Consider the following 23,036-nt stretch of genomic DNA (forward strand, 5'->3'; position numbering starts at 1 on the left):
TCATTCATCGGATTTGCTTTCCGCTTTGCCGCCCCGGTCTCCCGCGGCGACTCCGGAACTGTACGGGGACGGGCCCGCCACATGCAAATCGCCCCCACCCGGGCTTCCGGGCGAGGGCGATCAGGGCCGACCAGCGCTGGTCGACGCCGCATCAGGCAGGGGTCGCTCAGCGGACCTCGGTGATCTCCGGGCCGCGCGCGAACGGGTCGATCGAGGCGCCGCCGAAGCGGTTGTCGCCCTCGCCGGCGTTGGCGGCTGCCCCGCCACCGTCGGCCACCATCTGGGCGTCCTCGGGGAGCTTCAGCACGATCGGGTCGCGCGGGGCCATCGGGGAGTCGCCGCGCACGACGACCGTCTGGCGGAAGACCTGCTCCAGGATCCCGGCCATCTCCGGCTGCACCGCCGCCTGGCCCGAGATCACACCGCGCAGGAACCAGCGCGGGCCGTCGCAGCCGACGAACCGCACCAGCTGGACACCCTGGGTGCCGTCCGGCAGCTGCACCGGGACCTGGGCGCGGAGGTGCCAGCCGAGCGGGCCCTCCTCCTCGTCGATGAGGCCGCCCTGCGCGGTGATGCCGTTGGCGATCTCCTCGCGGACCTCGCCCCAGATGCCCTCCGACTTCGGCGCCGCGAAGGCCTGGAGCTGGATGGCGCTGTTGCCGAGCACGAGGGTCGCGGCCACGATCGCGTCACCGGCGACCTCGACGCGCAGCTCCATGCCCTCGACGCCGGGGACCAGCAGACCCCCGAGGTCGACCCGTCCCTCCTCGGGGTTCTCCAGCTCGGAGTGGTCCCACGGACCGTCCGGCCGCGGGGCCGGCGGCAGGCCGACCTTGTCGGCCGGGTCCAGCTCGGTCACGTTCTCGCTCTCGGCGGAACCTTCGACGTCATCGGCCGTCTCGTCGGCGCTGATGGCGTCGTCGGCGAGCTGCTCGACAGCGTCCTCGCTCTTCTGGCGACGACGGAACACGGTCACTGTCCTTCCCGGTCCAAGACCGATGCGAATACCTGCTCGGCTTCCTGCGAGGCCGCGGGCATGCTAGACCGCGGCGTGGCCGCCGGTCGACCCGAACCCACCCTCGGCACGTGCCGACCCAGGCAGCTCCTCCACCTCGTGGAAGCGGGCCTTCTCGACCTGCTGGATCACCAGCTGGGCGATTCGGTCCCCTCGGCGGAAGCTGACCCCCTCGCGCGGGTCCAGATTGACGACGATCACCTTGATCTCTCCACGGTACCCGGCATCGACCGTCCCCGGGGCGTTCACGAGAGCAACTCCGCAACGAGCAGCCAGCCCGGACCGGGGGTGGACGAAGGCCGCGTAGCCGTCCGGGAGGGCGACGGCGATGCCGGTGGGCAGCACGGCCCGCTCGCCGGGTGCCAACTCGGCGTCCACGGTGGTGCGCAGATCGGCGCCGGCGTCCCCGGGCTGCGCGTAGGCGGGCAGCGGCAGCTCGGGGTCGATGCGCTTGATCAGGACGTCCAACTGCGGGCGGGGGGTGTCGCTCAAGGGTTCACCTCAAAGGCTCGTGCGCGCTTCATCAGATCCGGGTCGTCGAGGACCTTCCCGATGTCCTCGGGACGACCGTGCGTGGTGAAGTGTTCCAGCTTCACCTGGATGAAGAGCGCCTGAGCGCGTACGGCGACCGGCCCGTCCGGGCCGCCGATCCGCGCTTCGGCGGCGCTGTAGATCTTGCGGCCGTGCACGCCGGTGACCCAGGCGCGCAGGTGCAGCACCGAGTCGACGGGCACCGGGCAGAGGAAGTCGGTCTCCAGCCGGCCGGTCACGGCGGGGGCGTGCAGCAGCCAGTTGAGCGTGCCGAGGGTCTCGTCCATGGCGGTGGTCAGCACGCCGCCGTGGGCGAGGCCGGGGCCGCCCTGGTGGACGTCCCGGACGGTGAACTCGGCCGTCACGTCGAGGCCTTCGCCGGCGACCGCGTCGATCCGCAGGCCGCCGGGGTGCTGCGGGCCGCAGCCGAAGCAGTGCTCGTAGTGCGAGCCGAGCCGGGTGCCGGGGGCCGGCGCCTCGGGGGCGCGCGGCGGCAGGACGGCGTCCGGCGGCGGGGTGGTCGGGGTCGGCGGCATCGGGGGCGCCGGCCGGTCGGTGGGGGTGCGGGGGGCTGTCGTACCGGTCACGGCGCCCCACCCTACCCAGGGGTAGGTAGGCCGCCCGCGGGGGTGGCGTCCCGGGTCGGGCGTCAGGGCGCCCACAATGGGGGGCATGTACGACGAACGCCTCACGGTGCCGCGCTCCTGGTGGCTGCTCCCGGTCGCAGTGGGTCTCACGCTCGCGCTCATCCTGATCCGGGTCAGCGGCCCGGCCGCGCTGGTCGGTCTGGTGGTCGGCATCGCCGCCGGCGCGGTCGGGATCAGCAGCTACGGTTCGGCCCGGATCCGGGTGGTCCAGGGTTCGCTGGTGGCCGGTCCGGCCCGGATCCCGGTGGACGCGCTCGGTGCCGCGCAGGCGCTGAGCCCGGCCGAGGCGGCGGCCTGGCGCGGCCCGAAGGCCGATCCCCGCGCCTTCATGCTGCTGCGTAGCTACGTCCCGACGGCGCTGCGGATCGAGGTGACCGACCCGGCCGACCCGACGCCGTACCTCTACCTGTCGACCCGCTCGCCGATGAAGCTGGCGGAGGCGCTGGAGGAGGCCCGGCGCGGCGCCCGCGCCTGACGCGCCCCGGGCCGCGGAGGGCCCGGGCGGACGCGAGGACGAGGTCCGGAAAGAGGACCAGGTCCGGAAAACGGAGAGGGACGGTTCCGCTGTTGCGGGACCGTCCCTACGACTTCGTGCTGGCCGACACGTCGGCCGACTCCGTCCTACCGGGGCCGTCCCTCCGGACGGCTCCCGGAACTGCCGTCCGGCCCCGCTGCCCGGGGCCGGAAGGAGCGGTGTGCCGGTCCCGCGGGAGCCGCGGGCACCGGGTCCTGTCCGCCGCGGTGCTCAGGCGCCGCAGTCCCGGCAGATCGGGTTGCCGTTCTTCTCGCTGTAGAGCTGGCTGCGGTGGTGGACCAGGAAGCAGCTCATGCAGGTGAACTCATCGGCCTGCTTCGGCAGCACCCGAACGGCGAGCTCCTCGTTCGAGAGGTCGGCGCCGGGGAGCTCCATGCCCTCGGCGGCGTCGAACTCGTCGACGTCGACGGAGCCGCCGCCCTTGTCGTTCCGCCGAGCCTTGAGCTCCTCGATGCTGTCTTCGTTGAGCTCGTCGTCGGTCTTGCGTGGGGTGTCGTAGTCGGTTGCCATTTTTCGCTCTCCCCCTCCGGGTTTGTGCGGTGTGTGCGGTATCTCCAGCGCACGTAACGCATGGGGGGTCGGTCTTGTGCCCGACCCGAGGCGGAGATTTTGCCTTACTTCAAGCCTTGTTACTCAATCGACACTCAGCCGGGGCTCCATCGGGGTGATCCCGGTGGCTGTCGAAGGCCTCACGCTGGGCCATCTCCGGCCCTCGTCAGGCCCGCCGAACCGACCACGCACGGTGAGCAAGGGCGGCGCGGGTCGCCGCCGATTCCCTTGCCCACCAGGGATGCCGACCGCTCCGACCGGTCCGCCCGGGGGCGAAATCCGGTCACGGACGGCGATCGACACCTCCGACCGGGTGATCACTCTCCGAGGTTGCCCGACACCGTGGAGCGACACGGTGTGAGCTTGGTCACGTTCAGAATCTTCCGGGGCAAACTACGGAAAATCCACCCACTCCGACCGCCTGTCCGCCGACCCTACTCGGCGTTGCGTCGGGCCGCCCGGCGGGCCGCGAGGGCGGCCTGGCGCTCCTCGAACTTCCGCGCCTGCGAGTCCAGGCCGTCCAGGAAGACGCCGAGCTCGTTCTGCGCCATCAGCCCCTCCGGGCCGAGCCCGCCGATCTCCATCACCTTGAGCTTGCGCAGCACCGGCTGCAGCACGTCGTCGTGGTGGATGCGCAGGTTGTACACCCCGCCGATGGCGATCTGCGCGGCGGCGCGCTCGAAGCCGGGGATCCCGTGGCCGGGCATGCGGAAGTCGGTGACGACGTCGGCGATGGCGCGCATGGCCTGGTCGGGCGCGATCTCCAGGGCGGCCTTCAGCAGGTTCCGGTAGAAGACCATGTGCAGGTTCTCGTCGTTGGCGATCTTCGCCAGCAGCTGCTCGCACAGCGGCTCGCCCGCGGACTTGCCGGTGTTGCGGTGCGAGATGCGGGTGGCCAGCTCCTGGAAGGCCACGTACGCGACCGAGTGCAGCATGCTGTGCGCGTTGTCGGACTCGAAGCCCTCCGACATGTGGCTCATCCGGGCCCGCTCCAGCTCCACCGGGTCGACGGCCCGGGTGGCCAGCAGGTAGTCCCGAATGGCTATGCCGTGCCGCCCCTCCTCGGCCGTCCAGCGGTGCACCCAGGTGCCCCAGGCGCCCTCACGGCCGAACATGCTGGCGATCTCGTGGTGGTAGCTGGGGAGGTTGTCCTCGGTCAGCAGGTTCACGACCAGCGAGACCCGGCCCAGCGAGGTCACCTGCGACTGCTCGACCGACCAGGCCTCGCCGCCCAGCAGGCCGTCGAAGTCGCGGCCCTGGCTCCACGGGATGTACTCGTGCGGCATCCACTCCTTGGCGACGGCCAGGTGGCGGTTGAGCTCCTTCTCCACGACCTCCTCGAGGGCGAGGATCAGCCGTGTGTCGGTCCAGCCGCTCGATCCGAGCGAGGTGCTGCTCTGCACAGGGGCGATGGTCATGGTCTTGCTCCCGGGGTACGGCACGCGCGGGGGACGGGCGCGTTGGGCGGGCACACGTCGTACGGACCCCGTCGGCGAACGCTCCGACGGACTCACCTACGGTTGCGTAGGTTACGACACCGTAAGTTGCCCGGGGCGGAAAAGACAAGCCGCCCCCGCCAGGCCTTATGTCTTCTTGACAGGCCCGCCGGAGGCGGCTGGGAACGGTCGCCCACGGAACGGCGCGGTCAGCCCTGGGGCGAGGGGATGCGGACCCGCATGGTGAGGCCCCCGCCGGCCCGCGGGGTGGCCTCGACCGTGCCGCCGTGGGCGCGCACCACCGAGCGGACGATGGACAGCCCGAGACCGACCCCCTTGTCGCTGCGGGTGCGGTCGGCCCCCTTGACCCGGCGGAACGGCTCGAAGATGTGCTCCAGCTCGTAGCCGGGCACCACCGGGCCGGTGTTGGAGACCACCAGCTCGCCGCCGCCCGGGACCGCGGCGGTGGCCAGCTCCACCCAGCCGCCGGGAGTGTTGTACCGGACGGCGTTCTGCAGCAGGTTGAGCGCGAGCCGCTCCAGCAGCACACCGTTGCCCGCGACCACGGCCGGATCGAGCTTCGAGCGCAGCTCGACCTCGCGCTTGTCCGCCTCGGCCCGGGTCTGCTCCAGCGCCCGGGTGGCCACCTCGGACATCTCCACCGGGCGGCGGTCGGTCAGTTCGTTCTCGCTGCGGGCGAGCAGCAGCAGGCCCTCGACCAGCTGCTCGCTGCGCTCGTTGGTCGCCAGCAGGGTCCGGCCCAGCTGTTGCAGGTCGGCCGAGGCGGCCGGGTCGGAGAGCTGGACCTCCAGCAGCGTGCGGTTGATCGCCAGCGGGGTGCGCAGTTCGTGCGAGGCGTTGGCGACGAAGCGGCGCTGGGAGTCGAAGGAGCGGTCCAACCGGTCCAGCATGTCGTCGAAGGTGTCGGCGAGCTCCTTGAGCTCGTCGTCCGGCCCGTCCAGCTCGATCCGCCGGTGCAGGTCGGAGGAGGCCACGTCGCGGGCGGTGCGGGTGATCCGGCCGAGCGGGCGCAGCACCCGGCCCGCCATCGCGTAGCCGGCCGCGAAGGCGATCACGGCGAGGCAGACCAGCATGGTGAGCGACTTGCGCAGCAGGGTGTTGAGCGCGGAGTCGGAGCGCGCCAGGTAGTCGGCGGCCTGCAGGTCGTTGAACTGCGCGCTGTCCATCGCGGTACTGGTGCCGTTGGGGCCGCTGACCTGGACGAAGTTGCCGTTGAAGTTGAACTTGCGCGGCTGCAGGTACGAGACGGCGTCCTGGAAGAACACGTACATGAGCAGCAGCAGCACCACGCCGGCCATCAGGAACATCCCGCCGTAGAGCAGGGTGAGCCGCATCCGGATGGTGGGGCGGAAGGGCAGCCAGGCGAGTACGCCGTCACCGGGGACGTACCGTCCGCCCCGGTGGGCGCGCGGCGGGTGCAGGGGCTTGGGCGGTACGGCGCGCGGGCCGCCGGCGGGCGCGCCGGAGGGCCCGCCGGCCGGGGGCGGGGTGGTCATGATCGTCCTCTCGGGGCGTCCGCCGGGGCGGGCGCGGGGTGGTGGAATCCCGGGGTCGGGCCCCTCGTGCAGGGGGGATCCGCGGGGCGGATCCCGGTGGTCAGATCCGGTAGCCGGAGCCCGGTACGGTGACGATCACCGGCGGGTCGCCGAGCTTGCGGCGCAGTGTCATGACGGTGACGCGCACGACGTTGGTGAACGGGTCGGTGTGCTCGTCCCAGGCCTTCTCCAGGAGCTGCTCGGCGGAGACGACGGCGCCGCCGGCCCGCATCAGCACTTCCAGGACGGCGAACTCCTTGGGCGCGAGCTGGACGGTGCGGCCGTCGCGGATCACCTCGCGCCGGCCGGGGTCGACCGAGATGCCGGCCCGCTCCAGGACCGGAGGCAGCGGGACGGTCGCCCGACGGCCCAGCGCCCTTACCCGGGCGACGAGTTCGCTGAAGGCGAACGGCTTCGGCAGGTAGTCGTCCGCGCCGATCTCCAGGCCCTCGACCCGGTCGCTGATGTCGCCGGAAGCGGTCAGCATGATCACCCTGGTCGCCAGGCCCTGCTCGACCACCTTGCGGCAGACGTCGTCGCCGTGGACCAGCGGGAGGTCGCGGTCCAGGACCACGACGTCGTAGTCGTTGACCGCGATGCGCTGGAGCGCGGCCTCCCCGTCGTACACCACGTCGACGGCCATCGCCTCGCGGCGCAGGCCGGTCGCGACGGCCTCGGCAAGCAGCTGCTCGTCCTCGACGACGAGAACCCGCACGGTCGTTGTCCCTTCTCCAGGCCGGCCCCGGAAAGCGGACGCACGGCTCCGACGGTGCCCCCATCCTGCCTGGTCCTGCGGTAAAGCAGCGATAAGCTGCCCCACGGGCAGGGGGCCCGGACCCGTGACGGCGACCGTTCGCACCGGGAACACTCCGCTTGGACTGTGACACGGGCAACTTTCTTCCGCCGGGAGGTTTCCCGGCCTTCCCCGCGGGGAGGACAGCTGCACACCCGCGATCCGGCTATTGGTCGATCGCACCCACCCGCCGTGCGTTCATCCGCGCCGGCCCTGGGGTTCGGGACATCACCGGGAGCGGCCGAAGGCCGTCTCCGCGCCTGACCGGAGAGCCACCACCTGCCGGCCGGGGCGCTTTCACCGGCTGGACCACCTCGGGGCGGAGAGCGCACGACCGTGCACGTCCGACACAGTAAGGGGGCCCGTATGGACGCCTTCAAGGCCGGAATCCTGCAGCGCATAGCCAACGCGGAGCAGGATCTGCACCGCGCGATCGAGGCCGGGGACGAGTTCCTCGCCGAGGTGGAGCAGTCCGAACTGGACGACCTCCGCCGACTCGCCGCCGAGCACGGCGTCGACACGGTGCTGGAGCGCCACCGCACCGCCGCCTGACCCGTTCGGGACTTCCGACCCGTCGCCGGGACTCCGGCACCAGCGGCCCTGCGGGGGCCGTGCGAGACCCCAGGCCCTGGCATCCCCCGTATGCCAGGGCTCTTCGCATGCCCGGGGCCGGACGACTCCGGGCCTGCGGTCGTTCGCGGCCGGGCGGCCGCAGCGCCGTCAGTCCGCCCAGGCGCGCAACGCGGTCAGGCGTTCCTGCAGCGGCTCGTAGACGCCCGGGGCGGCGGCCACGGTGAGCTCGCCGTCCGGGCCGTGCCCGGGGCGGCCGCCGACCAGGGCGCCGGCCTCGGCGGCGATCAGGCAGCCGGCCGCGCGGTCCCAGGGGGCGAGGCCGCGCTCGTAGTAGCCGTCCAGCCGCCCGGCGGCGACGTCGCACAGGTCCACCGCGGCCGCCCCGCCCCGGCGGATGTCCCGCACCTCGGGCATCAGCGCCAGCAGCACCGCTGCCTGCCGCACCCGCACCGGCTGGACGTAGTTGAAGCCGGTGGCGATCAGTGCCTGGCCCCACGGCGGGGCGGGGCGGGCCGTGAGCGGCCGGCCGTTCAGCCGGGCGCCGCGGCCCAGGACGGCGTGGAACAGCTCGTCCCGGGCCGGGGCGTACACCACGCCGACGACCGCCCGGCCGTCCAGCTCGGCGGCCACGCTGACCGCCCAGGACGGCAGGCCGTACAGGTAGTTGACCGTGCCGTCGAGCGGATCCACCACCCAGCGCACCCCGCTGGTGCCGGGCCGCTCGGCGCCCTCCTCGCCGAGGTAGCCGTCCGTCGGGTGGCGGTCGGTGATCAGTTCCAGGACGAGCTTCTCGGAGGCCAGGTCCATCTCGGTGACCACGTCGACCGGGCTGCTCTTGGTGCCGGCGACGCCGAGGTCGGCGGGGCGGCCGTCGCGCAGCAGGGCGCCGGCCTGCCGGGCCGCGTCCAGGGCGACGTCCAGCAGGTCGTCGAGGAGCCCGTCGTCGGGCTGGGCGGGGGTGGGCACTGGTCTCTTCTCCTGGGGTTCAGCGCTCGGCGGCGGCCGGGCGCGGGGCGCGCGGGTTGGGGCAGCAGGCCACCGCGCACACGTCGTGGCTGGGGCCGAGCGTGCCGAGGGCGCAGCGGGTCACGCGCTCGCCGCGCTCGGTGGCGGCGCGTTCCAGGACCAGTTCTCGCACGGCGGCGGTGAACCGGGGGTCGGCGCCGACGGTGGCGGCACGGGCCACCGGCAGGCCGAGTTCGGCGGCCTTGGCGACGGCTTCGGTGTCGAGGTCGTACTTGACCTCCATGTGGTCGGAGACGAAGCCGATCGGGACCATCACCACGGCGGGCGCGCCCTCGGCGTGCCGGGCCTCCAGGTGGTCGCAGATGTCGGGTTCCAGCCACGGGGTGTGCGGGGCGCCGCTGCGGCTCTGGAACACCAGCTCCCAGGGCCGGTCGGCGACCCCGGTGCGCTCGGCGACGGCCGCGACGATCAGCCGGGCCACGTCCAGGTGCTGGGCGACGTAGGCGCCGCCCGGGGTGCCGCGGGCCGGGTCGTCCGGGGCGCCGGAGGCCTCGGCCATGGTGTCCGGGATGGAGTGGGTGGTGAACGCCAGCCGGGCGCCGGCCCGGACGGCCTCGGGCAGTTCGGCCAGTGCGGCGAGGGTGGCGTCGACCATCGGCTCGACGAAGCCGGGGTGGTTGTAGAAGTGCCGCAGCTTGTCGACCCGCAGGGCGGGGCCGCCCTCCGCGGCCAGGGCCGCCAGCGCGTCGGCGAGGTTCTCCCGGTACTGGCGGCAGCCCGAGTAGCCGGCGTAGGCGCTGGTGGCGAGCACGGCGATCCGGCGGTGGCCGTCGGCGGCCATCTCCCGCAAGGTGTCGACCAGGTAGGGCGCCCAGTTCCGGTTGCCCCAGTACACCGGCAGGTCCAGCCCGTGGTCGGCGAAGTCCTTGCGCAGCGCGGCGAGCAGTTCGCGGTTCTGCTCGTTGATCGGGCTTACCCCGCCGAACAGGAAGTAGTGCCTGCCCACTTCCTTCAGCCGCTCCTTGGGGATGCCGCGGCCGCGGGTGACGTTCTCCAGGAACGGGACGACGTCCTCGGGGCCCTCGGGCCCGCCGAAGGACAGGAGCAGCAGGGCGTCGTACGGGGCGGCGCCGGAGGGGGAGGGTTTGCGCGCGTCGGACATGGCACCGATCCTGCCACTGAGGGGTCGCGCACCGCCGCCGGGGCCGCGTCGGTGTCCGGAAAATAGCGTTTGCCAACCTACGTAAGCTGTGATGAGCAGCTTTGTTCCTTACCCCCCAACCTCCCCCGTCCGGAGCTCCCGTGCTGTCCAGCTACCGCCGGATATTCGCCTCCCCCGGCACTCTGGCCTTCTCCTCCACCGGCTTCGTCTCCCGCCTGCCGATCTCCATGACCGGTATCGGCATCGTGACGATGCTCTCCCAGCTGAGAGGCTCGTACGGTGTCGCGGGCCTGGTCTCGGCGACCCTGGCGGTCTCCGCCGCCGTCCTGGGCCCGCAGGTCTCCCGACTGGTGGACCGGCACGGGCAGCGCCGGATCATCGTCCCCGCCATGGCGCTCACCATCGCCGCCGTCGTCGGCCTGTTGCTCTGCGCCCGGCTGAAGGCCCCGGACTGGACGCTGTTCGTCTTCGCGGCGGGCATGGGCGTCATGCCGAGCACCGGCGCGATGGTCCGCGCCCGCTGGGCCCACCTCTACCGCGACGACTCCCCCAGGCTGCACACCGCCTACTCCTTCGAGGCCGTCGTCGACGAGGTCTGCTTCATCGTCGGCCCGATCCTCTCCATCGGCCTGGCCACCTCGGTCTTCCCCGAGGCCGGCGTCCTGCTCGCCGGGATCTTCCTCGCCGTCGGTGTGCTGCTGTTCGCCGCGCAGCGCTCCACCGAGCCGCCGATCCACCCGGCCGCCCGGCAGCAGGGCCGCTCGGTCATCCTCAACCGCGGCCTGCAGGTACTGATCCTGACCTTCGTGGCCACGGGTGCGATCTTCGGCTCGGTCGAGGTCGTCACGGTCGCCTTCTCCGAGGCCCAGGGCCACAAGTCGATCTCCAGCGTGGTCCTCGCCCTGTGGGCGCTCGGCTCCTGCCTGGCCGGCGTGGTCTACGGCGCGCTCAAGCTCACCGGCTCCCTGGCCACCCGCTTCTTCCTCGGCGTGGTGTTCATGGCCGTCAGCATGGTGCCGCTGCTGCTGGTCGCCCACGCGGTGCGCGGCATCGGCGGCCTGGTCGCGGTCGGCGGCGCGCTGCTGGTCGCCGGCATCGCCATCTCGCCCACCCTGATCTCCGCGATGGCCCTGGTCGAACGGCTCGTCCCGGCCGCCCAGCTGACCGAGGGCATGACCTGGACGACCACCGGCCTCGCCCTCGGCGTCGCGGTCGGCTCCTCCGCCGGCGGTTGGGTGGTCGACGCCTCCGGGGCCGCGGCCGGGTACTGGGTGCCGCTGGCCGCCGGCGTCCTCGGCGTGGTCGCCGCCCTCGCCGGGCTGCGCCGCCTGCACGCCGGACTCGCCTCCGAACAGCCCGCCGGGGAAGCCGCCGCAGGGGCCGGCCAGGCCGTAGACGTCGACCGGTGAACTGACTAATCTCGCCCTACCCGCGGCCCTACCCGCGGGTAGGGCGGCCGCGCCGCCCCGTCCCGCGCCGACCAGTTCGGCCCCGGAGCAGGAGGCAGCGCAATGCCGCAGGCCAGTACCGCGACCCGCACCCGGTGGACCAACTGGGCCGGCAACCAGAGCGCCCGGCCGGCCCGGGCCACCGCCCCCGGCACCGCGGAGGAGCTGGCCAAGGAGATCCTGCGCGCCGCCGAACAGGGCCGCACCGTCAAGGCCGTCGGCTCCGGCCACTCCTTCACCGCGATCGCCTCCCCCGGCGACGGCGTCCAGATCCGCCCGCACGCGCTCACCGCCGTCCGTGAGATCGACCGCGCGGCCGGCACCGTCACCGTCGAGTCCGGCCTCCCGCTGCACCGGCTCAACCGGGTCCTCGCCGCCGAGGGCCTCTCCCTCACCAACATGGGCGACATCGAGGTCCAGACCGTCGCCGGCGCCACCAGCACCGGCACCCACGGCACCGGCCGCGACTCCGGCTCGCTCGCCGCCCAGATCCGCGCCCTGGAGATCGTCCTCGCCGACGGCACCGTCCGGCGCTGCTCCCCCACCGAGGACGCCCGGCTCTTCCAGGGCGCCCGGCTCGGCCTCGGCGCCCTCGGCGTGATCACCGCACTCACCTTCGGCGTCGAACCGGCCTTCCTGCTCACCGCCCACGAGCAGCCGATGGCCTTCGACGAGGTGCTGGAGCGGCTGGACGACCTCACCGCCGTCAACGAGCACTTCGAGTTCTACTGGTTCCCGCACACCGACCGCTGCGCCACCAAGCGCAACAACCGCAGCCAGGGGCCGGCCGCCCCGCTGCCCCGGTTCAAGGAGTGGCTGGAGGACGACTTCCTCTCCAACACAGTCTGGGAGGGCGCCTGCCGGGTCGGCCGGCGCTTCCCCGGCTCCATCCCGTCGATCGCCGCGCTGGCCAGCCGCGCCTGGTCCGACCGCAGTTACACCGACACCGCGTACAAGGTGTTCACCAGCCCGCGCAAGGTCCGCTTCGTGGAGATGGAGTACGCGGTGCCCTGCGCCGCCGTCGCCGAGGTGCTGCGCGAACTGAAGGCCCTGATCGAGCGCTCCGACTGGAAGATCGGCTTCCCGGTCGAGGTGCGCTTCGCCCCCGCCGACGACCTCTGGCTCTCCACCGCCGCCGGCCGGGACAGCGCCTACATCGCCGTCCACCTCTACCGGGGCACCGCCGACCAGGGCTACTTCACCGGTGTCGAACGGCTGATGACCGCCCATCAGGGCCGCCCGCACTGGGGCAAGCTGCACACCCGCGACGCCGAGTACCTGGCCGGCGTCTACCCGCGCTTCGGCGACTTCACCGCACTGCGCGACGAGGTCGACCCGCAGCGCGTCTTCGGCAACGACTACCTGCGCCGGGTGCTCGGCGCCTAGGCCTGACTGCCCCGGTCTAACTGCCAGGGGCCTGGTGGGCGGGAGTCTCCGCGGGCGGCGGAGCCACCGTCGGCCGCGGAGACTCGTTCCCCGGGACGGGCTGTTGCGGCGTGGCCCCACCGGTGGGCGTCCCGCCGCCCGCCGACGGGGAGGCACCGGCGGACGGGGTCGCGCCCGGGCTCGGGCTCGCCGAGGGTGAGGCCGTCCCCGCGCCGGTGCTCGGTGCGGCGGCGGGCTCCCGGCTCGGCCGTGTCGTCGCCGGGGCCGAGCCCGGGGCGCCGCCGGACGGCGTGGCCTCCGGACCGCGCCCGCCGCCCGGCCCCTGCCGCTCCGGCGGGGCGTCCTGCGGCTGGGAGGACCTGGGCGCCACCGAACCGCCGAAGGAGGTGCCGTTGCCGGACTCGCCCTTGACCGTCGCCGACACCGGCTGCCCGGTGGCCAGTTCGAACGCCACGATCGGCGTCATCGCCAGCACGAACACCAGCCCGGACACGACCGCGTAGCCCTTCCACGTCCACCGCCGGCGCGCCCGCACCACCTGCGGCTCGTTCCACTCCGCGGTGGCCACCGGCGACGGCGCCGGCCGCCCGGGCTCCGCCGGCACCTGGCGCAGCGCGTTCGCGCTCTGAACCGGCCCCCGGTCCACCGCCTCGCGCAGCTGCTCGCCGGTCCGCCTGAAGAGGTGCTGGAACACCGCGCCCCCGGTGGTGGCCCCGATGCTCACCACGGCGGCGCCCATGATCGTTCCGTACACGCCCAGTTCGGAGGCCAGCACCGCGCCCACCACGGTGGCCAGCGCACTCGCCGCGACCTGAGCCATGCTCAGATCGATCCGCCTGCGCTCCTCCTTGCCACCCTCCCCGACGGGGCTCCGCTCCGACATCGCCATCCCTCGGTCCGTACGACTCTTCCTCGAACAAGTCACTCCATCTTGCCCAAAGAAGGACACAAGGGACGAAAATGCGGTTCTGCGGGCCCGGATTGTGTGAAGATGATCACCGTCCATCCGGTGGCGGTCCGCCGCCAGGGGCGGGTGCTCTTGAGATTCCCGTGAATCGCGGGAGACTTGAGCGGCGAGCCGCCCCGCTGGATGCCACTAATGGAGTACTGTTCGTAAAGCCTGAGCCCTGGGTCGACTTGTCGACTACGCCGACACCCGGCAGCTTGACGAGGAGCCACGGAACAGGCACGCACGGCGACGCCCGTCCCGGACCGTCGCGAACACTCCGCGTGCGAGGACGGCCGGGACACCCAGGCGCGACGTCGACCGATGGCGTGGCAAAAAGGCAACCGTGCCACAGCGGCGTGACCGGGCGTAATCCCGACACGCCGGGGAACTCAGCAAGGTTGTGGCCAGTCGCGAGTGGGCAGGCCACACTCAGTACGGGAGCAGCGACGCAGGTGACGTCGGCAGGCACCACCCGGGAGGTAACCGTGCCCGAACTGCGGGTTGTGGCCGTCAGCAACGACGGCACACGGCTGGTGCTCAAGGCTGCCGACAGCACGGAGTACACCCTCCCCATCGACGAGCGGCTGCGCGCCGCCATCCGCGGGGACCGGCCGCGCCTCGGCCAGATCGAGATCGAGGTCGAGAGCCACCTCCGCCCCCGGGACATCCAGGCCCGGATACGAGCCGGTGCCTCCGCCGAGGAGGTCGCCCAGGCCGCCGGGATCTCCGTCGACCGCGTCCGCCGCTTCGAGGGCCCGGTCCTCGCCGAGCGCGCCTTCATGGCCGAGCGCGCCCGCAAGACCGCCATCCGCCGCAACGGCGAGTCCCCCGGCCCGCAGCTCGGCGAGGCCGTCGCAGAGCGGCTCGCACTGCGCGGCGCCGAGAAGGACACCGAACGCTGGGACTCCTGGCGCCGCGACGACGGCACCTGGGAGGTCATCCTCGCCTACCGGGCCGACGGCGAGGGCCGCAGCGCCTCCTGGACCTACGACCCGCCCCGGCGCCTGGTCCAGCCCAACGACGACGAGGCCCGCGCACTGATCGGCGAGAACGTCGAGCGCGAGGAGGAGTCCGTCTTCCCGTTCATCCCGCGGATCGCCCGGCTCCCCCAGGACCGGCCGCCCCGCCCGATGATCGACCGGCCCTCCGCCGACCGCATCATGTCGGCCCGCGAGGTGCGCGAGTCGCGGGAGGCCACCGCCGAGTCCCGGGACTCGCTGACCAGCCTGCTCGACGTGGTCCCCGCCTTCCGCGGCGACCTCGCCGTCGGCGGCCCCGCCCCGATCGAGCCGGTGCCCGCCGAGGTCGCCGAGGAGACCGAGGAGCCGGCCGCGGCCGCCCCGGCGGTCGGCGCGGGCTCCGCCTACGCCGACATCCTGATGCCGCGCGCCGTCGCCCCGCACCGCGAGCGCCTGGTCGGCACCACCGACCGGCAGGCCGAGGCCGACGGCGTCCGGCCCGGGCGCCGGGCCACCGTGCCCAGCTGGGACGAGATCGTCTTCGGCAGCCGGCGCAAGAAGCAGGAATAGCAGCAGGACAGGCAGCACCAGTCGACAACGACGCCGGAAGGGGCGGGAGGCCGAGCCTCCCGCCCCTTCCGGCGTTTCCGGTCGGCGTTTCCGGTCGGTGTTCCCAGGCTCAGCCCGGCTGCTCGGTGACCGCCACCGGGCGGCTCACATCGCTCGACCACTCGCTCCACGACCCCGGGTACAGCGTGGCCGTCAGGCCCGCCACTTCCAGCGCCAGGATCTGGTGCGCCGCCGTCACCCCCGAACCGCAGTACACCGCCGTCTCCCGCTCCTCCGCGCCCAGCTCCCGGAACCTGGCCGCCAGTTCGGCGGCCGGACGGAACCGCCCGTCCGGGCCCACGTTCCCCGCCGTCGGCGCCGACACCGCACCCGGGACGTGCCCGGCCCGCGGATCCACCGGCTCCGTCTCGCCCCGGTACCGCTCCCCCGACCTGGCGTCCAGCAGCAGGCCGCTGCGCGCCCAGGCCGCGGCACCGTCCGCGTCCACCGTCGGCAACTGCCTCGGCGCGGGCTTGAAGTCACCCTCCGCCGGCTCCGGCAGCTCCGTCGTCACCGGCAGTCCGGCCGCCCGCCAGGCCGCGAAGCCGCCGTCCAGCACCCGGACCTCCCGGTGCCCCGCCCAGCGCAGCAGCCACCAGGCCCGCGCCGCCGCCATCGAGGCCGCAGCGTCGTACACCACGACCGGGCGCTCCCCGCTCACCCCGAAGCGGCGCATCGCCGCGCCGAACTCCTCCGGATCCGGCAGCGGATGGCGCCCGCCCCGGCCGGGGGCGCCGGGCGGGGCGGCGAGGTCCCGGTCCAGCTCGACGAAGTGCGCACCGGGCAGGTGCCCGGCCCGGTACTCCTCGGCCGCCGTCGGGCCGCCCGGCACCGCGTTGACCAACTGGTAGCGCACGTCCAACAGCACCGGCGGGCGCGCGGAGGCGAGCGCCTCCCGCAGCCCGGCCGCGGAGATCAGCGGAGAACCGTCGTCATAGGTCGTCATGGCGGCCATTGTCGCGCAGCCCGACCGACCCGCCGCTCTTTGTGCGGACTTTGCCGGACTTTCCGCGCGGCCCGAGGGTTGGGCGCCCGCCAGAGTGGAAGCATCACCCTCGCGCCGAGGATTCCCGTGCGCCAACCACCCACGAGGAGGCCCGCATTGCCCGCGGTGGAACTCCGACTGGCCCAGGGCACGCCCTGCTGGGTCAGCCTGCTGACCGACGACCTGCCCGGCGCCCGCGCCTTCTACGGCGAACTGCTCGACTGGACGTACGCCCCCGGCCCCGGCCAACTCGGCGACTACGTCCGGGCCGAGCTCGTCGGGGAGCCGGTCGCCGGCCTCGGCGTCTCCACCACCACCGGCTTCCCGGTGCAGTGGACCACCTACTTCGCCGTGGACGACGCCGACCGCACCGCCCAACTGGTCCGCGAGTGCGGCGGCACCGTCGCCGTCGGCCCGCTGCAGGCCGAGCGCGCCGGGCGGATGGCGATCGCCTCCGACGTCTCCGGCGCCGTGTTCGGCCTCTGGCAGGGCGAGGAACACCTCGGCCGGGAGGCCGGCGGCGAACCCGGCGCACCGGCCTGGGCCGAACTGCTCACCCCCGACACCGACGGCGCCGCCGCCTTCTACGCCACCGTGCTCGACCGCCCGGTCCGGCCCGGGGCGGGCGAGAGCGCACTTCTCGTGCACGGCCGCCCGGTCGCCGGCATCCGGCACCGCGCCGACCTGCGCGGCCACCCACCGCGCTGGCGCACCCACTTCGCCGTCCGCGACGCGGCCCTGACCGCCCGTCACGCGGTCGATCTCGGCGGCCGGATCCTGGTCGAGCCGCACGACACCGCCCGGGGCCGCGCCGCCCGGCTGGCCGACCCGCAGGGCGGCCACTTCTCCGTGCTGGAAACGGCAGCCTAGGCCCTGCCTTCCCAGGGTCCGCCTAGGCCTGCTGCTCCTCGAAGGGCAGCACGTCCGGGGAGAGCACCGAGGCGCGGGCCGTCGCGGCGGTCAGCCGGCGGCGGTGGTGGCGGCGGCACAGCACCTCGTAGCCGACCTCGTCCTCGTTCACCGAGATGTCGCCGATCACCACCTGGGCGCCCTCGACCACCATGACCCCGCCGACCGTCCGGGCGTTGTGCGTCGCCCGCGCGCCGCACCAGCACAGCGCCTCGACCTGCAGCACCTCCACCCGGTCGGCCAGCTCGATCAGCCGTTGCGATCCCGGGAACAGCCGGGTGCGGAAGTCGGTGGTGATGCCGAAGGTGTAGACGTCGATGCCCAACTCGTCCACCACCCGGGCCAGCTGGTCGACCTGCCCGGCGGAGAAGAACTGCGCCTCGTCGCAGATCAGGTAGTCCACCCGGCCGCCCGCCGAGAGCCGGTGCACCACGTGCACGTGGAAGTCGAAGTCGTCCGTCACCTCCACCGCCTCGGCCTGCAGGCCCAGCCGACTGGAGATCGTCGCGGCGCCCGCCCGGTCGTTGCGGGTGAGAATGACGCCCTGCCGGCCGCGCGCGGAGTGGTTGTGGTCCATCTGCAGCGCCAGCGTCGACTTGCCGCAGTCCATCGTGCCCGAGAAGAACACCAGTTCAGCCATGGGTGGAGCAAGGGCCTTTCGCATCAGGGGAGTTCGGGCACAGAAGAGTCAACGGAGCGGCTCAGCCGCGGACTTCGAGCAGCGGCACGAACTGCTCGACCGGGGTCATCGAACCGTGCAGGCCGATCATCGCGGACTCGCCGGGCTCGTTGCGCGAGGCGACGATCGCGATGTCGTCCCGCGCCGCGGCGACCACGTCGCCGATCCGGCCGTACACCCGCTCGTCCACCACCGGGCCGAACCAGCCCGCCGCGATCGCCTGGTCCCGGGTGGCGACCCACATCCGGTCGCCCAGCACCTCGCTCCAGACCGTGTGCACGTCGGCCGCGGCTCCCGGCACCGCGTACACGTGCCGGGCCCGGCCCTCGCCGCCGAGCAGGGCCACCCCGGCGCCCAGCTCCCAGTCCTCGTCGAAGTCGATCCGGTCCTCCGGCGCGATGTCGATCATGCCGTGGTCGGCCGTCACGTACATCGCCGAGCGCGGCGGCAGCTGCTGGGCCAAACGCCGGGCCAGCCGGTCCACCGCGTCCAGCGTCATCCGCCACTCGTCGGAGTCCACCCCGAAGCGGTGGCCCGCGCCGTCCAGCTCGCTGACGTAGGTGTACACCAGCGCCCGGTCGTGCTCCGCCAGCCAGGACGCGGCGAGGTCCATCCGCTCCTCGCCGGTCGTACGGCCCAGGAAGGTGCCGCCCGACAGCGCCACCCTGGTGAGCGGCGTCTGGGCGAACAGCGGGGAGGAGACCTGCGCGGTCGCCACCCCGGCGGCGTGCGTCCGCTCGAAGACCGTCGGGTACGGCTGCCAGGCGTGCGGCTCGGTCGGCGGCTGCCAGCGCAGCTGGTTCATCAGGTAGCCGGCGCCCGGCACCGCCACCGTGTACCCGGCCAGGCCGTGCAGGCCCGGCGGCGTCCCGGTGCCGACCGAGGCCAGCGAGGTCGCCGTGGTGGACGGGAAGCCCGCCGTCAGCGGACGGCCGCTGCCGCCCAGCGAACTCCCGGCGAGCGAGGACAGGAACGGCGCGTACTCGGGATGGCGCAGCAGCAGCTCCCAGCCGAGGCCGTCCACCAGGAACACCACCACCCGGTCCGCCGGGGCGATCGGCAGCGTCGCGGTGAAGCCGGGCACGCCGAGGCCCGCCGCCACCGAGGGCAGCAGGTCGCACAGCGAGCCGCTGCCGTAGGAGGGCGCGGGAGCCGCGGCCGGGTCAAGGATCTCGAAGGCGTCGTAGCCGTCGGCAGGTGCGAAGGACATGGAACCGGATTCGTAGCGTTCGGTGCGGCGATCAGACCCGCGGGCCGTTGTTGATCGTCGCGTCGGACAGCGCCCGGGCGAACACCAGCGCCTGGGCCACCGTCTCCGGCCCGTCGCCGGCCTCGCTCACCCGCAGCGAGAGGTCGTCGGCCGTCGCCGAGCCGGTGTAGCCGTGGTCCGCGTCGCAGTTCGGGTCCGAGCAGCCGGCCGGCTCCAGGTCGAGCCGCTGCACCGCGCCCCAGCCGATCGTCAGCACGACCTCGCGCGGCAGCGTCCCGGGGGTGTACGTCTCCGGGTTGGCGACCATCCGGCTCACCACGACCGAGCCGATCCGGTCCAGCCGGACGCTCTCCGTCGAGGTCGTCGCGTACGGCACCGCCGGGCTGCCCTCGGCGCCCGACTGCTCGTCGGTGTGGCTCACCACGAACCGGGTCGGGGTCAGCACCAGCACCGTCACGTGCCGGCGGACCTCGTTGGCGTCGAAGGTCGTCTCCTGGTGCACCAGGTAGGAGCCGATCGGCTCCGGGCCCACCGCGGACTCGACCGCCTCGGACACCAGGGCCGGGTAGTAGCCGCTGCGCTCGATCGCCGAGCGCAGGTCCTGAGTGGTGGTACCGGTCTTCGCCATATCTCCATCCTGGCATGGTCCGCCGACGAAGCGGGCGGCACGGCGCCGAGCTTCGGACAGCAGCGCCCGGGCAGGGCGCAACCAAGGAAGGTTACAGCGTGCTCATCGCGCGCGGGCCCAGATCGCTGCGGACGGGCAGGGGCGCGACCCGCACCCGCGCCCCCAGGATCGCCAGCCCGTGCGGGGCCACGACCACGGGTTCGAGATCCACCGAGGCGATCTCCGGAACGTCGTGCACCAACTGCGACACCCTGAGCAGCAGCTCCTCCAGGGCGCCGGTGTCCACCGCCTCGGCCCCGCGCCAGCCGAACAGCAGCGGCGCGGCCCGTACTTCCCGGATCAGCCCGGCGACGTCCTGGTCGGTGGCCGGGACCAGCCGGTGCGCCGTGTCGCCCAGGAGTTCGGCCGGTGCGCCGGCCAGACCGAAGGACAGGATCGCGCCGACCGCCGGGTCCACTGTGGCGCCGATCACGGTGTCCACGCCGCGCGGTGCCATCCGCTGCACCACCAGCTCGGCCTGCTCGGCGCCGCCGAGCAGCGCGTCCAGCTCGCGGTGGGCGCGGCGCAGGCCCGCCTCGCCGGTCAGGTCCAGCCGGACGCTGCCCAGGTCGGGGCGGTGCCGCAGGTGCGGGGCGGTCGCCTTCAGGGCCACCGGGTAGCCGAGCGAGGCCGCAGCCGCCACGGCCGTCTCCTCGTCCGGGGCCGGGAGCGTCGGGGAGACGTCGATGCCGTAGCGGGCCAGCAGTTCACGGGCCCCCGCGTCGGGCAGGGTGATCCGGGCGCCGGCCGGCTGGGTGCGCGTCGAGAGCGAACGGCGCAGGGCGCCCCGGTCGAAGGTGGTGCTGGGCGACGGGCGGGGCGCGGCCCGGGCGCTCAGCGCCGCCGCGACCAGGGTGCGGGCGCCGGGCTCGTCGATCCGGTCCAGCTCGGGGACGCGCGCCGTCTCCTCCGCCTCGGCCGTCCGGCGGCGCCACTGCGCGTAGTGCACGGCATGGGCGAGGGCGTGCACGGCCCGCTCGGGCGCCGCGTACGCGGGGATCGCGCCGGGGCGCAGCCGGGCCGGCAGGTCGGTCAGCGCCAGGTGGGCGAGCAGCAGCGGCTTGCCCACCTCCTTGGCGCGCCGGCCCGCTTCGAGCAGGCCGGCGGCGATCTCCGGGTCGTCCGAGCCCATCGCGGGGTCGTCGTCGCCGGTCAGCCGGCCGCCCATGAAGGCGTGCGCGGAGGTGCCGATCGGCGGGATCGCGACGGCGATCACCGCGTCCACGGCCGGGTCGGCGAGGGCCACGTCGAGCGCGATCCGGAAGTTCTCGCCGGTCGCGGCGGTGGTGAGGTCGACGGGCGTGCGCGGACGCAGGCCGGCGCCCAGCAGGGCGTCGTAGGTGAGCAGGCCGAGCGAGTCGGAGTTGCCGACCACCGCGACCCGGTCCCCCGGCGGCAGCGGCTGCAGGGCCAGCAGCTCGCCGGTGTCGTACAGCTCGGTGATGGTCGCGACCCTGATGACGCCCGCCTGTTCGAACAGCGCGTCCACCGTCGCGTCGCGCAGAGCGGTGGCGGTGGCCGGGACGGCGTGCCCGGGCGGGAGGCTGCCGGTGTGCCGGGCACCCTTGACCACCACGACCGGCTTGGCGGCGGCCAGGCGGCGGGCGATCCGGGTGAACTTGCGCGGATTGCCGAAGGACTCCAGGTACAGCAGCACCACCCTGGTGGCCTCGTCCTCGGCCCAGTACTGCAGGAAGTCGTTGCCCGAGACGTCGGCGCGGTTGCCCACCGAGGCGAACGAGGAGACGCCGAGGCCGCGCCGGTGGGCGGCCTCCAGCAGGGCCACGCCGATCGCGCCGGACTGGCAGAAGATGCCGAAGCCGCCGCGGCCGGGCAGGCGCGGCGCGAGCGAGGCGTTCAGCGGCCGCTCGGGATCGGTGTTGATCAGGCCGAAGGCGTTCGGGCCGACCACCCGCATCCCGGCCGCGCGGGCCTGGCCGACCAGCGCGCGCTGGCGGTCCCGGCCCTCCGGACCGGTCTCCGCGTAACCGGCGGTCACCACGACCAGGCCCTGCACGCCGTGGGCACCGCACTCGGCGACGGCGGCCGGGACGGCGCCCTCGGGCACGGCGATCACCGCGAGGTCCACCGGCCCGGGAATGTCCAGAATCGAACGGTGAACCGGGACGCCGTCCAGCTCGGTGCCGGGCGGGGCGTTGCGGTTCACCGCGTGGACGGGGTACTCGGCGGGGGCGCTGCCCAGCAGGTCGCGCAGGATCGCCCGGCCGACCGTCTGCGGGTTGCGGGAGACCCCGACCACCGCCACCGAGCGCGGGGTGAGCAGCCGCTGCACCGAACGCGCCTCGGCGCGGTGCTCGCGGGCCCGCATCACGGCGAGCGAGCGGTCGGTCTGTTCGAGGTCGAACTCCAGGTGCACCACGCCGTCGGCGAAGCTGCGGTGCTGGGTGTAGCCGGCGTCGGTGAAGACCTTCACCATCTTCCGGTTCTCCGGCAGCACCTCCGCCTGGAACCGGCGGATGCCGCGCTCCTGCGCCACCGCGGCGATGTGCTCCAGCAGCGCCGACGCGACCCCGCGGCCCTGGTGGGCGTCCTGCACCAGGAAGGCCACCTCGGCGTCCGTCCCGGTCTCGGAGGGGCGGCCCTCGGCGTCGATCCGGTCGTAGCGGACGGTGGCGATGAAGTGGTCCCGGATGACCACCGCGAGGCCGACCCGGTTGACGAAGTCGTGGTGGGTGAAGCGGCGGACGTCCCGGTCGGAGAGCCGGGGGTAGGGGGCGAAGAAGCGGAAGTACTTGGACTGGTCCGAGACCTGCTCGTAGAACTCCACGAGGCGCCCGGCGTCGGCGGGCGTGATCGGCCGGATCCGGGCCGTACCGCCGTCGCGCAGCAGGATGTCCGCCTCCCAGTGCTGCGGGTAGTCCGGGTGCTGCTCGGGGTCGGCTGCCGCGGGGTCGTCCACATTCGTCAGGTTATCCGGCGGCGAGCCGAATGGCGCCGGGTGCGTGCTCGCGGCAGGGTGGACGGGGCCTCCGGCCGGGGGGGTTTATGCCCCGAAAAGAAACAATCACAAGTCCTGAACGCGGCGGCTCGCAGGGGCCGCCCACATGCGACACTGGTCTAGACAACATGGCCGCTTCCCCCGCTCCCCCGAGCACGGCCGTGATCCAGCTTCACCGGAAAGGCACGTCTCATGGCTGAGCGCCGCGTCACCATCGGTTGGGCCGAGGGCCTGCACGCCCGTCCCGCCTCCGTCTTCGTCCGGGCCGTCACGGCCACCGGCGTGCCGATCACCATCGCCAAGCCCGGCGGCAACCCCGTCAACGCCGCCTCCATGCTCGGCCTCCTCGGCCTCGGCGCCCAGGGCGGCGACGAGGTCGTCCTGGCCTCCGACGCCGAGAACGCCGACGACGCCCTCGACCGCCTCGCCAAGCTCGTCCAGGAAGGCCTCGACGAGCTCCCGGCCGCGGCCTGAGGCCACGCAACCGCCCGATCGGGGTGCCGCCGGATTCCG

General features: G+C 73.6%; 22 protein-coding genes. 7 read left to right on the forward strand and 15 right to left on the reverse strand.

Annotated features, from left to right (window positions below; translation table 11 throughout):
• Positions 1–166 precede the first annotated feature (166 nt).
• The 3 genes from AC0B61_RS26885 to AC0B61_RS26895 form a co-directional block, all read right to left on the reverse strand.
• Positions 167–970, reverse strand: a complete 804-nt coding sequence (locus tag AC0B61_RS26885; RefSeq protein WP_471743423.1) for a DUF3710 domain-containing protein — start codon at positions 968–970, stop codon at positions 167–169.
• 69 nt (positions 971–1,039) lie between these two features.
• A complete protein-coding gene (dut, locus tag AC0B61_RS26890) occupies positions 1,040–1,507 on the reverse strand; it encodes a dUTP diphosphatase (RefSeq protein ID WP_030239204.1) in 468 nt (155 codons plus the stop codon).
• The gene (locus AC0B61_RS26895) at positions 1,504–2,082 is read right to left on the reverse strand and encodes a PaaI family thioesterase (protein WP_471743591.1); all 579 of its coding nucleotides are present in this window, start codon (positions 2,080–2,082) and stop codon (positions 1,504–1,506) included. Before AC0B61_RS26895 ends, dut begins: the two co-directional genes overlap by 4 nt.
• A gap of 136 nt (positions 2,083–2,218) precedes the next feature.
• Between AC0B61_RS26895 and AC0B61_RS26900 the strand changes: the two genes are divergently transcribed.
• Complete coding sequence (locus AC0B61_RS26900) at positions 2,219–2,668, forward strand: DUF3093 domain-containing protein (protein ID WP_471743425.1); 450 nt, start codon at positions 2,219–2,221, stop codon at positions 2,666–2,668.
• 270 nt (positions 2,669–2,938) lie between these two features.
• Here the strand turns inward: AC0B61_RS26900 and AC0B61_RS26905 are convergent, their stop codons facing one another.
• The 4 genes from AC0B61_RS26905 to AC0B61_RS26920 form a co-directional block, all read right to left on the reverse strand.
• Positions 2,939–3,238 (reverse strand): DUF4193 domain-containing protein, encoded by a 300-nt coding sequence (locus AC0B61_RS26905; protein ID WP_030057692.1) that lies wholly within the window; start codon positions 3,236–3,238, stop codon positions 2,939–2,941.
• 473 nt (positions 3,239–3,711) lie between these two features.
• On the reverse strand, positions 3,712–4,695 hold the full coding sequence (locus tag AC0B61_RS26910; RefSeq protein WP_471743427.1) for an acyl-ACP desaturase: 984 nt from the start codon (positions 4,693–4,695) through the stop codon (positions 3,712–3,714).
• 227 nt (positions 4,696–4,922) lie between these two features.
• On the reverse strand, positions 4,923–6,230 hold the full coding sequence (locus AC0B61_RS26915; RefSeq protein ID WP_471743429.1) for a sensor histidine kinase: 1,308 nt from the start codon (positions 6,228–6,230) through the stop codon (positions 4,923–4,925).
• A 100-nt stretch (positions 6,231–6,330) separates the two neighbouring features.
• The gene (locus tag AC0B61_RS26920; RefSeq protein WP_359913230.1) at positions 6,331–6,984 is read right to left on the reverse strand and encodes a response regulator transcription factor; all 654 of its coding nucleotides are present in this window, start codon (positions 6,982–6,984) and stop codon (positions 6,331–6,333) included.
• 444 nt (positions 6,985–7,428) lie between these two features.
• Between AC0B61_RS26920 and AC0B61_RS26925 the strand changes: the two genes are divergently transcribed.
• Entirely contained in the window at positions 7,429–7,614 is a 186-nt protein-coding gene (locus AC0B61_RS26925; RefSeq protein WP_030057688.1) for a hypothetical protein, read from the forward strand.
• Positions 7,615–7,782: 168 nt separating this feature from the next.
• Here the strand turns inward: AC0B61_RS26925 and AC0B61_RS26930 are convergent, their stop codons facing one another.
• Positions 7,783–8,601 carry an inositol monophosphatase family protein gene (locus AC0B61_RS26930; protein WP_471743431.1) on the reverse strand — a complete coding sequence of 273 codons (819 nt, stop codon included), beginning with the start codon at positions 8,599–8,601 and terminating at the stop codon, positions 7,783–7,785.
• 19 nt (positions 8,602–8,620) lie between these two features.
• Positions 8,621–9,763, reverse strand: coding sequence for a ferrochelatase (locus tag AC0B61_RS26935; RefSeq protein ID WP_471743433.1), 1,143 nt, complete (start codon positions 9,761–9,763; stop codon positions 8,621–8,623).
• Between the two features lie 140 nt (positions 9,764–9,903).
• Here AC0B61_RS26935 and AC0B61_RS26940 point away from each other — a divergent pair, with 140 nt between their 5' ends.
• Both AC0B61_RS26940 and AC0B61_RS26945 read left to right on the forward strand, forming a co-directional pair.
• The gene (locus AC0B61_RS26940; protein ID WP_471743435.1) at positions 9,904–11,172 is read left to right on the forward strand and encodes an MFS transporter; all 1,269 of its coding nucleotides are present in this window, start codon (positions 9,904–9,906) and stop codon (positions 11,170–11,172) included.
• A 102-nt stretch (positions 11,173–11,274) separates the two neighbouring features.
• Positions 11,275–12,597, forward strand: a complete 1,323-nt coding sequence (locus AC0B61_RS26945; RefSeq protein ID WP_471743437.1) for a D-arabinono-1,4-lactone oxidase — start codon at positions 11,275–11,277, stop codon at positions 12,595–12,597.
• Positions 12,598–12,613: 16 nt separating this feature from the next.
• Here AC0B61_RS26945 and AC0B61_RS26950 read toward each other — a convergent pair whose 3' ends face one another.
• Positions 12,614–13,480, reverse strand: a complete 867-nt coding sequence (locus AC0B61_RS26950) for a hypothetical protein (RefSeq protein ID WP_471743439.1) — start codon at positions 13,478–13,480, stop codon at positions 12,614–12,616.
• A gap of 518 nt (positions 13,481–13,998) precedes the next feature.
• Between AC0B61_RS26950 and sepH the strand changes: the two genes are divergently transcribed.
• The gene (gene sepH / locus AC0B61_RS26955) at positions 13,999–15,075 is read left to right on the forward strand and encodes a septation protein SepH (RefSeq protein ID WP_471743441.1); all 1,077 of its coding nucleotides are present in this window, start codon (positions 13,999–14,001) and stop codon (positions 15,073–15,075) included.
• A 109-nt stretch (positions 15,076–15,184) separates the two neighbouring features.
• Here sepH and AC0B61_RS26960 read toward each other — a convergent pair whose 3' ends face one another.
• A complete protein-coding gene (locus tag AC0B61_RS26960) occupies positions 15,185–16,060 on the reverse strand; it encodes a sulfurtransferase (protein ID WP_471743442.1) in 876 nt (291 codons plus the stop codon).
• A gap of 165 nt (positions 16,061–16,225) precedes the next feature.
• Between AC0B61_RS26960 and AC0B61_RS26965 the strand changes: the two genes are divergently transcribed.
• Entirely contained in the window at positions 16,226–16,969 is a 744-nt protein-coding gene (locus tag AC0B61_RS26965) for a VOC family protein (RefSeq protein ID WP_471743593.1), read from the forward strand.
• 22 nt (positions 16,970–16,991) lie between these two features.
• Here AC0B61_RS26965 and AC0B61_RS26970 read toward each other — a convergent pair whose 3' ends face one another.
• The 4 genes from AC0B61_RS26970 to AC0B61_RS26985 all read right to left on the reverse strand — a co-directional run bounded on the left by AC0B61_RS26970 (position 16,992) and on the right by AC0B61_RS26985 (position 22,484).
• Positions 16,992–17,648: a thymidine kinase gene (locus AC0B61_RS26970; protein WP_471743444.1), complete on the reverse strand. Its 657-nt coding sequence runs from the start codon at positions 17,646–17,648 to the stop codon at positions 16,992–16,994.
• Positions 17,649–17,709: 61 nt separating this feature from the next.
• The gene (locus AC0B61_RS26975; protein ID WP_471743446.1) at positions 17,710–18,897 is read right to left on the reverse strand and encodes an alkaline phosphatase family protein; all 1,188 of its coding nucleotides are present in this window, start codon (positions 18,895–18,897) and stop codon (positions 17,710–17,712) included.
• Positions 18,898–18,928: 31 nt separating this feature from the next.
• Positions 18,929–19,525 carry a DUF5998 family protein gene (locus tag AC0B61_RS26980; protein ID WP_471743447.1) on the reverse strand — a complete coding sequence of 199 codons (597 nt, stop codon included), beginning with the start codon at positions 19,523–19,525 and terminating at the stop codon, positions 18,929–18,931.
• 91 nt (positions 19,526–19,616) lie between these two features.
• Positions 19,617–22,484 carry a bifunctional acetate--CoA ligase family protein/GNAT family N-acetyltransferase gene (locus AC0B61_RS26985; RefSeq protein ID WP_471743449.1) on the reverse strand — a complete coding sequence of 956 codons (2,868 nt, stop codon included), beginning with the start codon at positions 22,482–22,484 and terminating at the stop codon, positions 19,617–19,619.
• A gap of 231 nt (positions 22,485–22,715) precedes the next feature.
• Between AC0B61_RS26985 and AC0B61_RS26990 the strand changes: the two genes are divergently transcribed.
• On the forward strand, positions 22,716–22,997 hold the full coding sequence (locus AC0B61_RS26990) for an HPr family phosphocarrier protein (RefSeq protein WP_471743451.1): 282 nt from the start codon (positions 22,716–22,718) through the stop codon (positions 22,995–22,997).
• Positions 22,998–23,036 lie beyond the last annotated feature (39 nt).

Source organism: Kitasatospora sp. NPDC023385 (assembly GCF_055664045.1).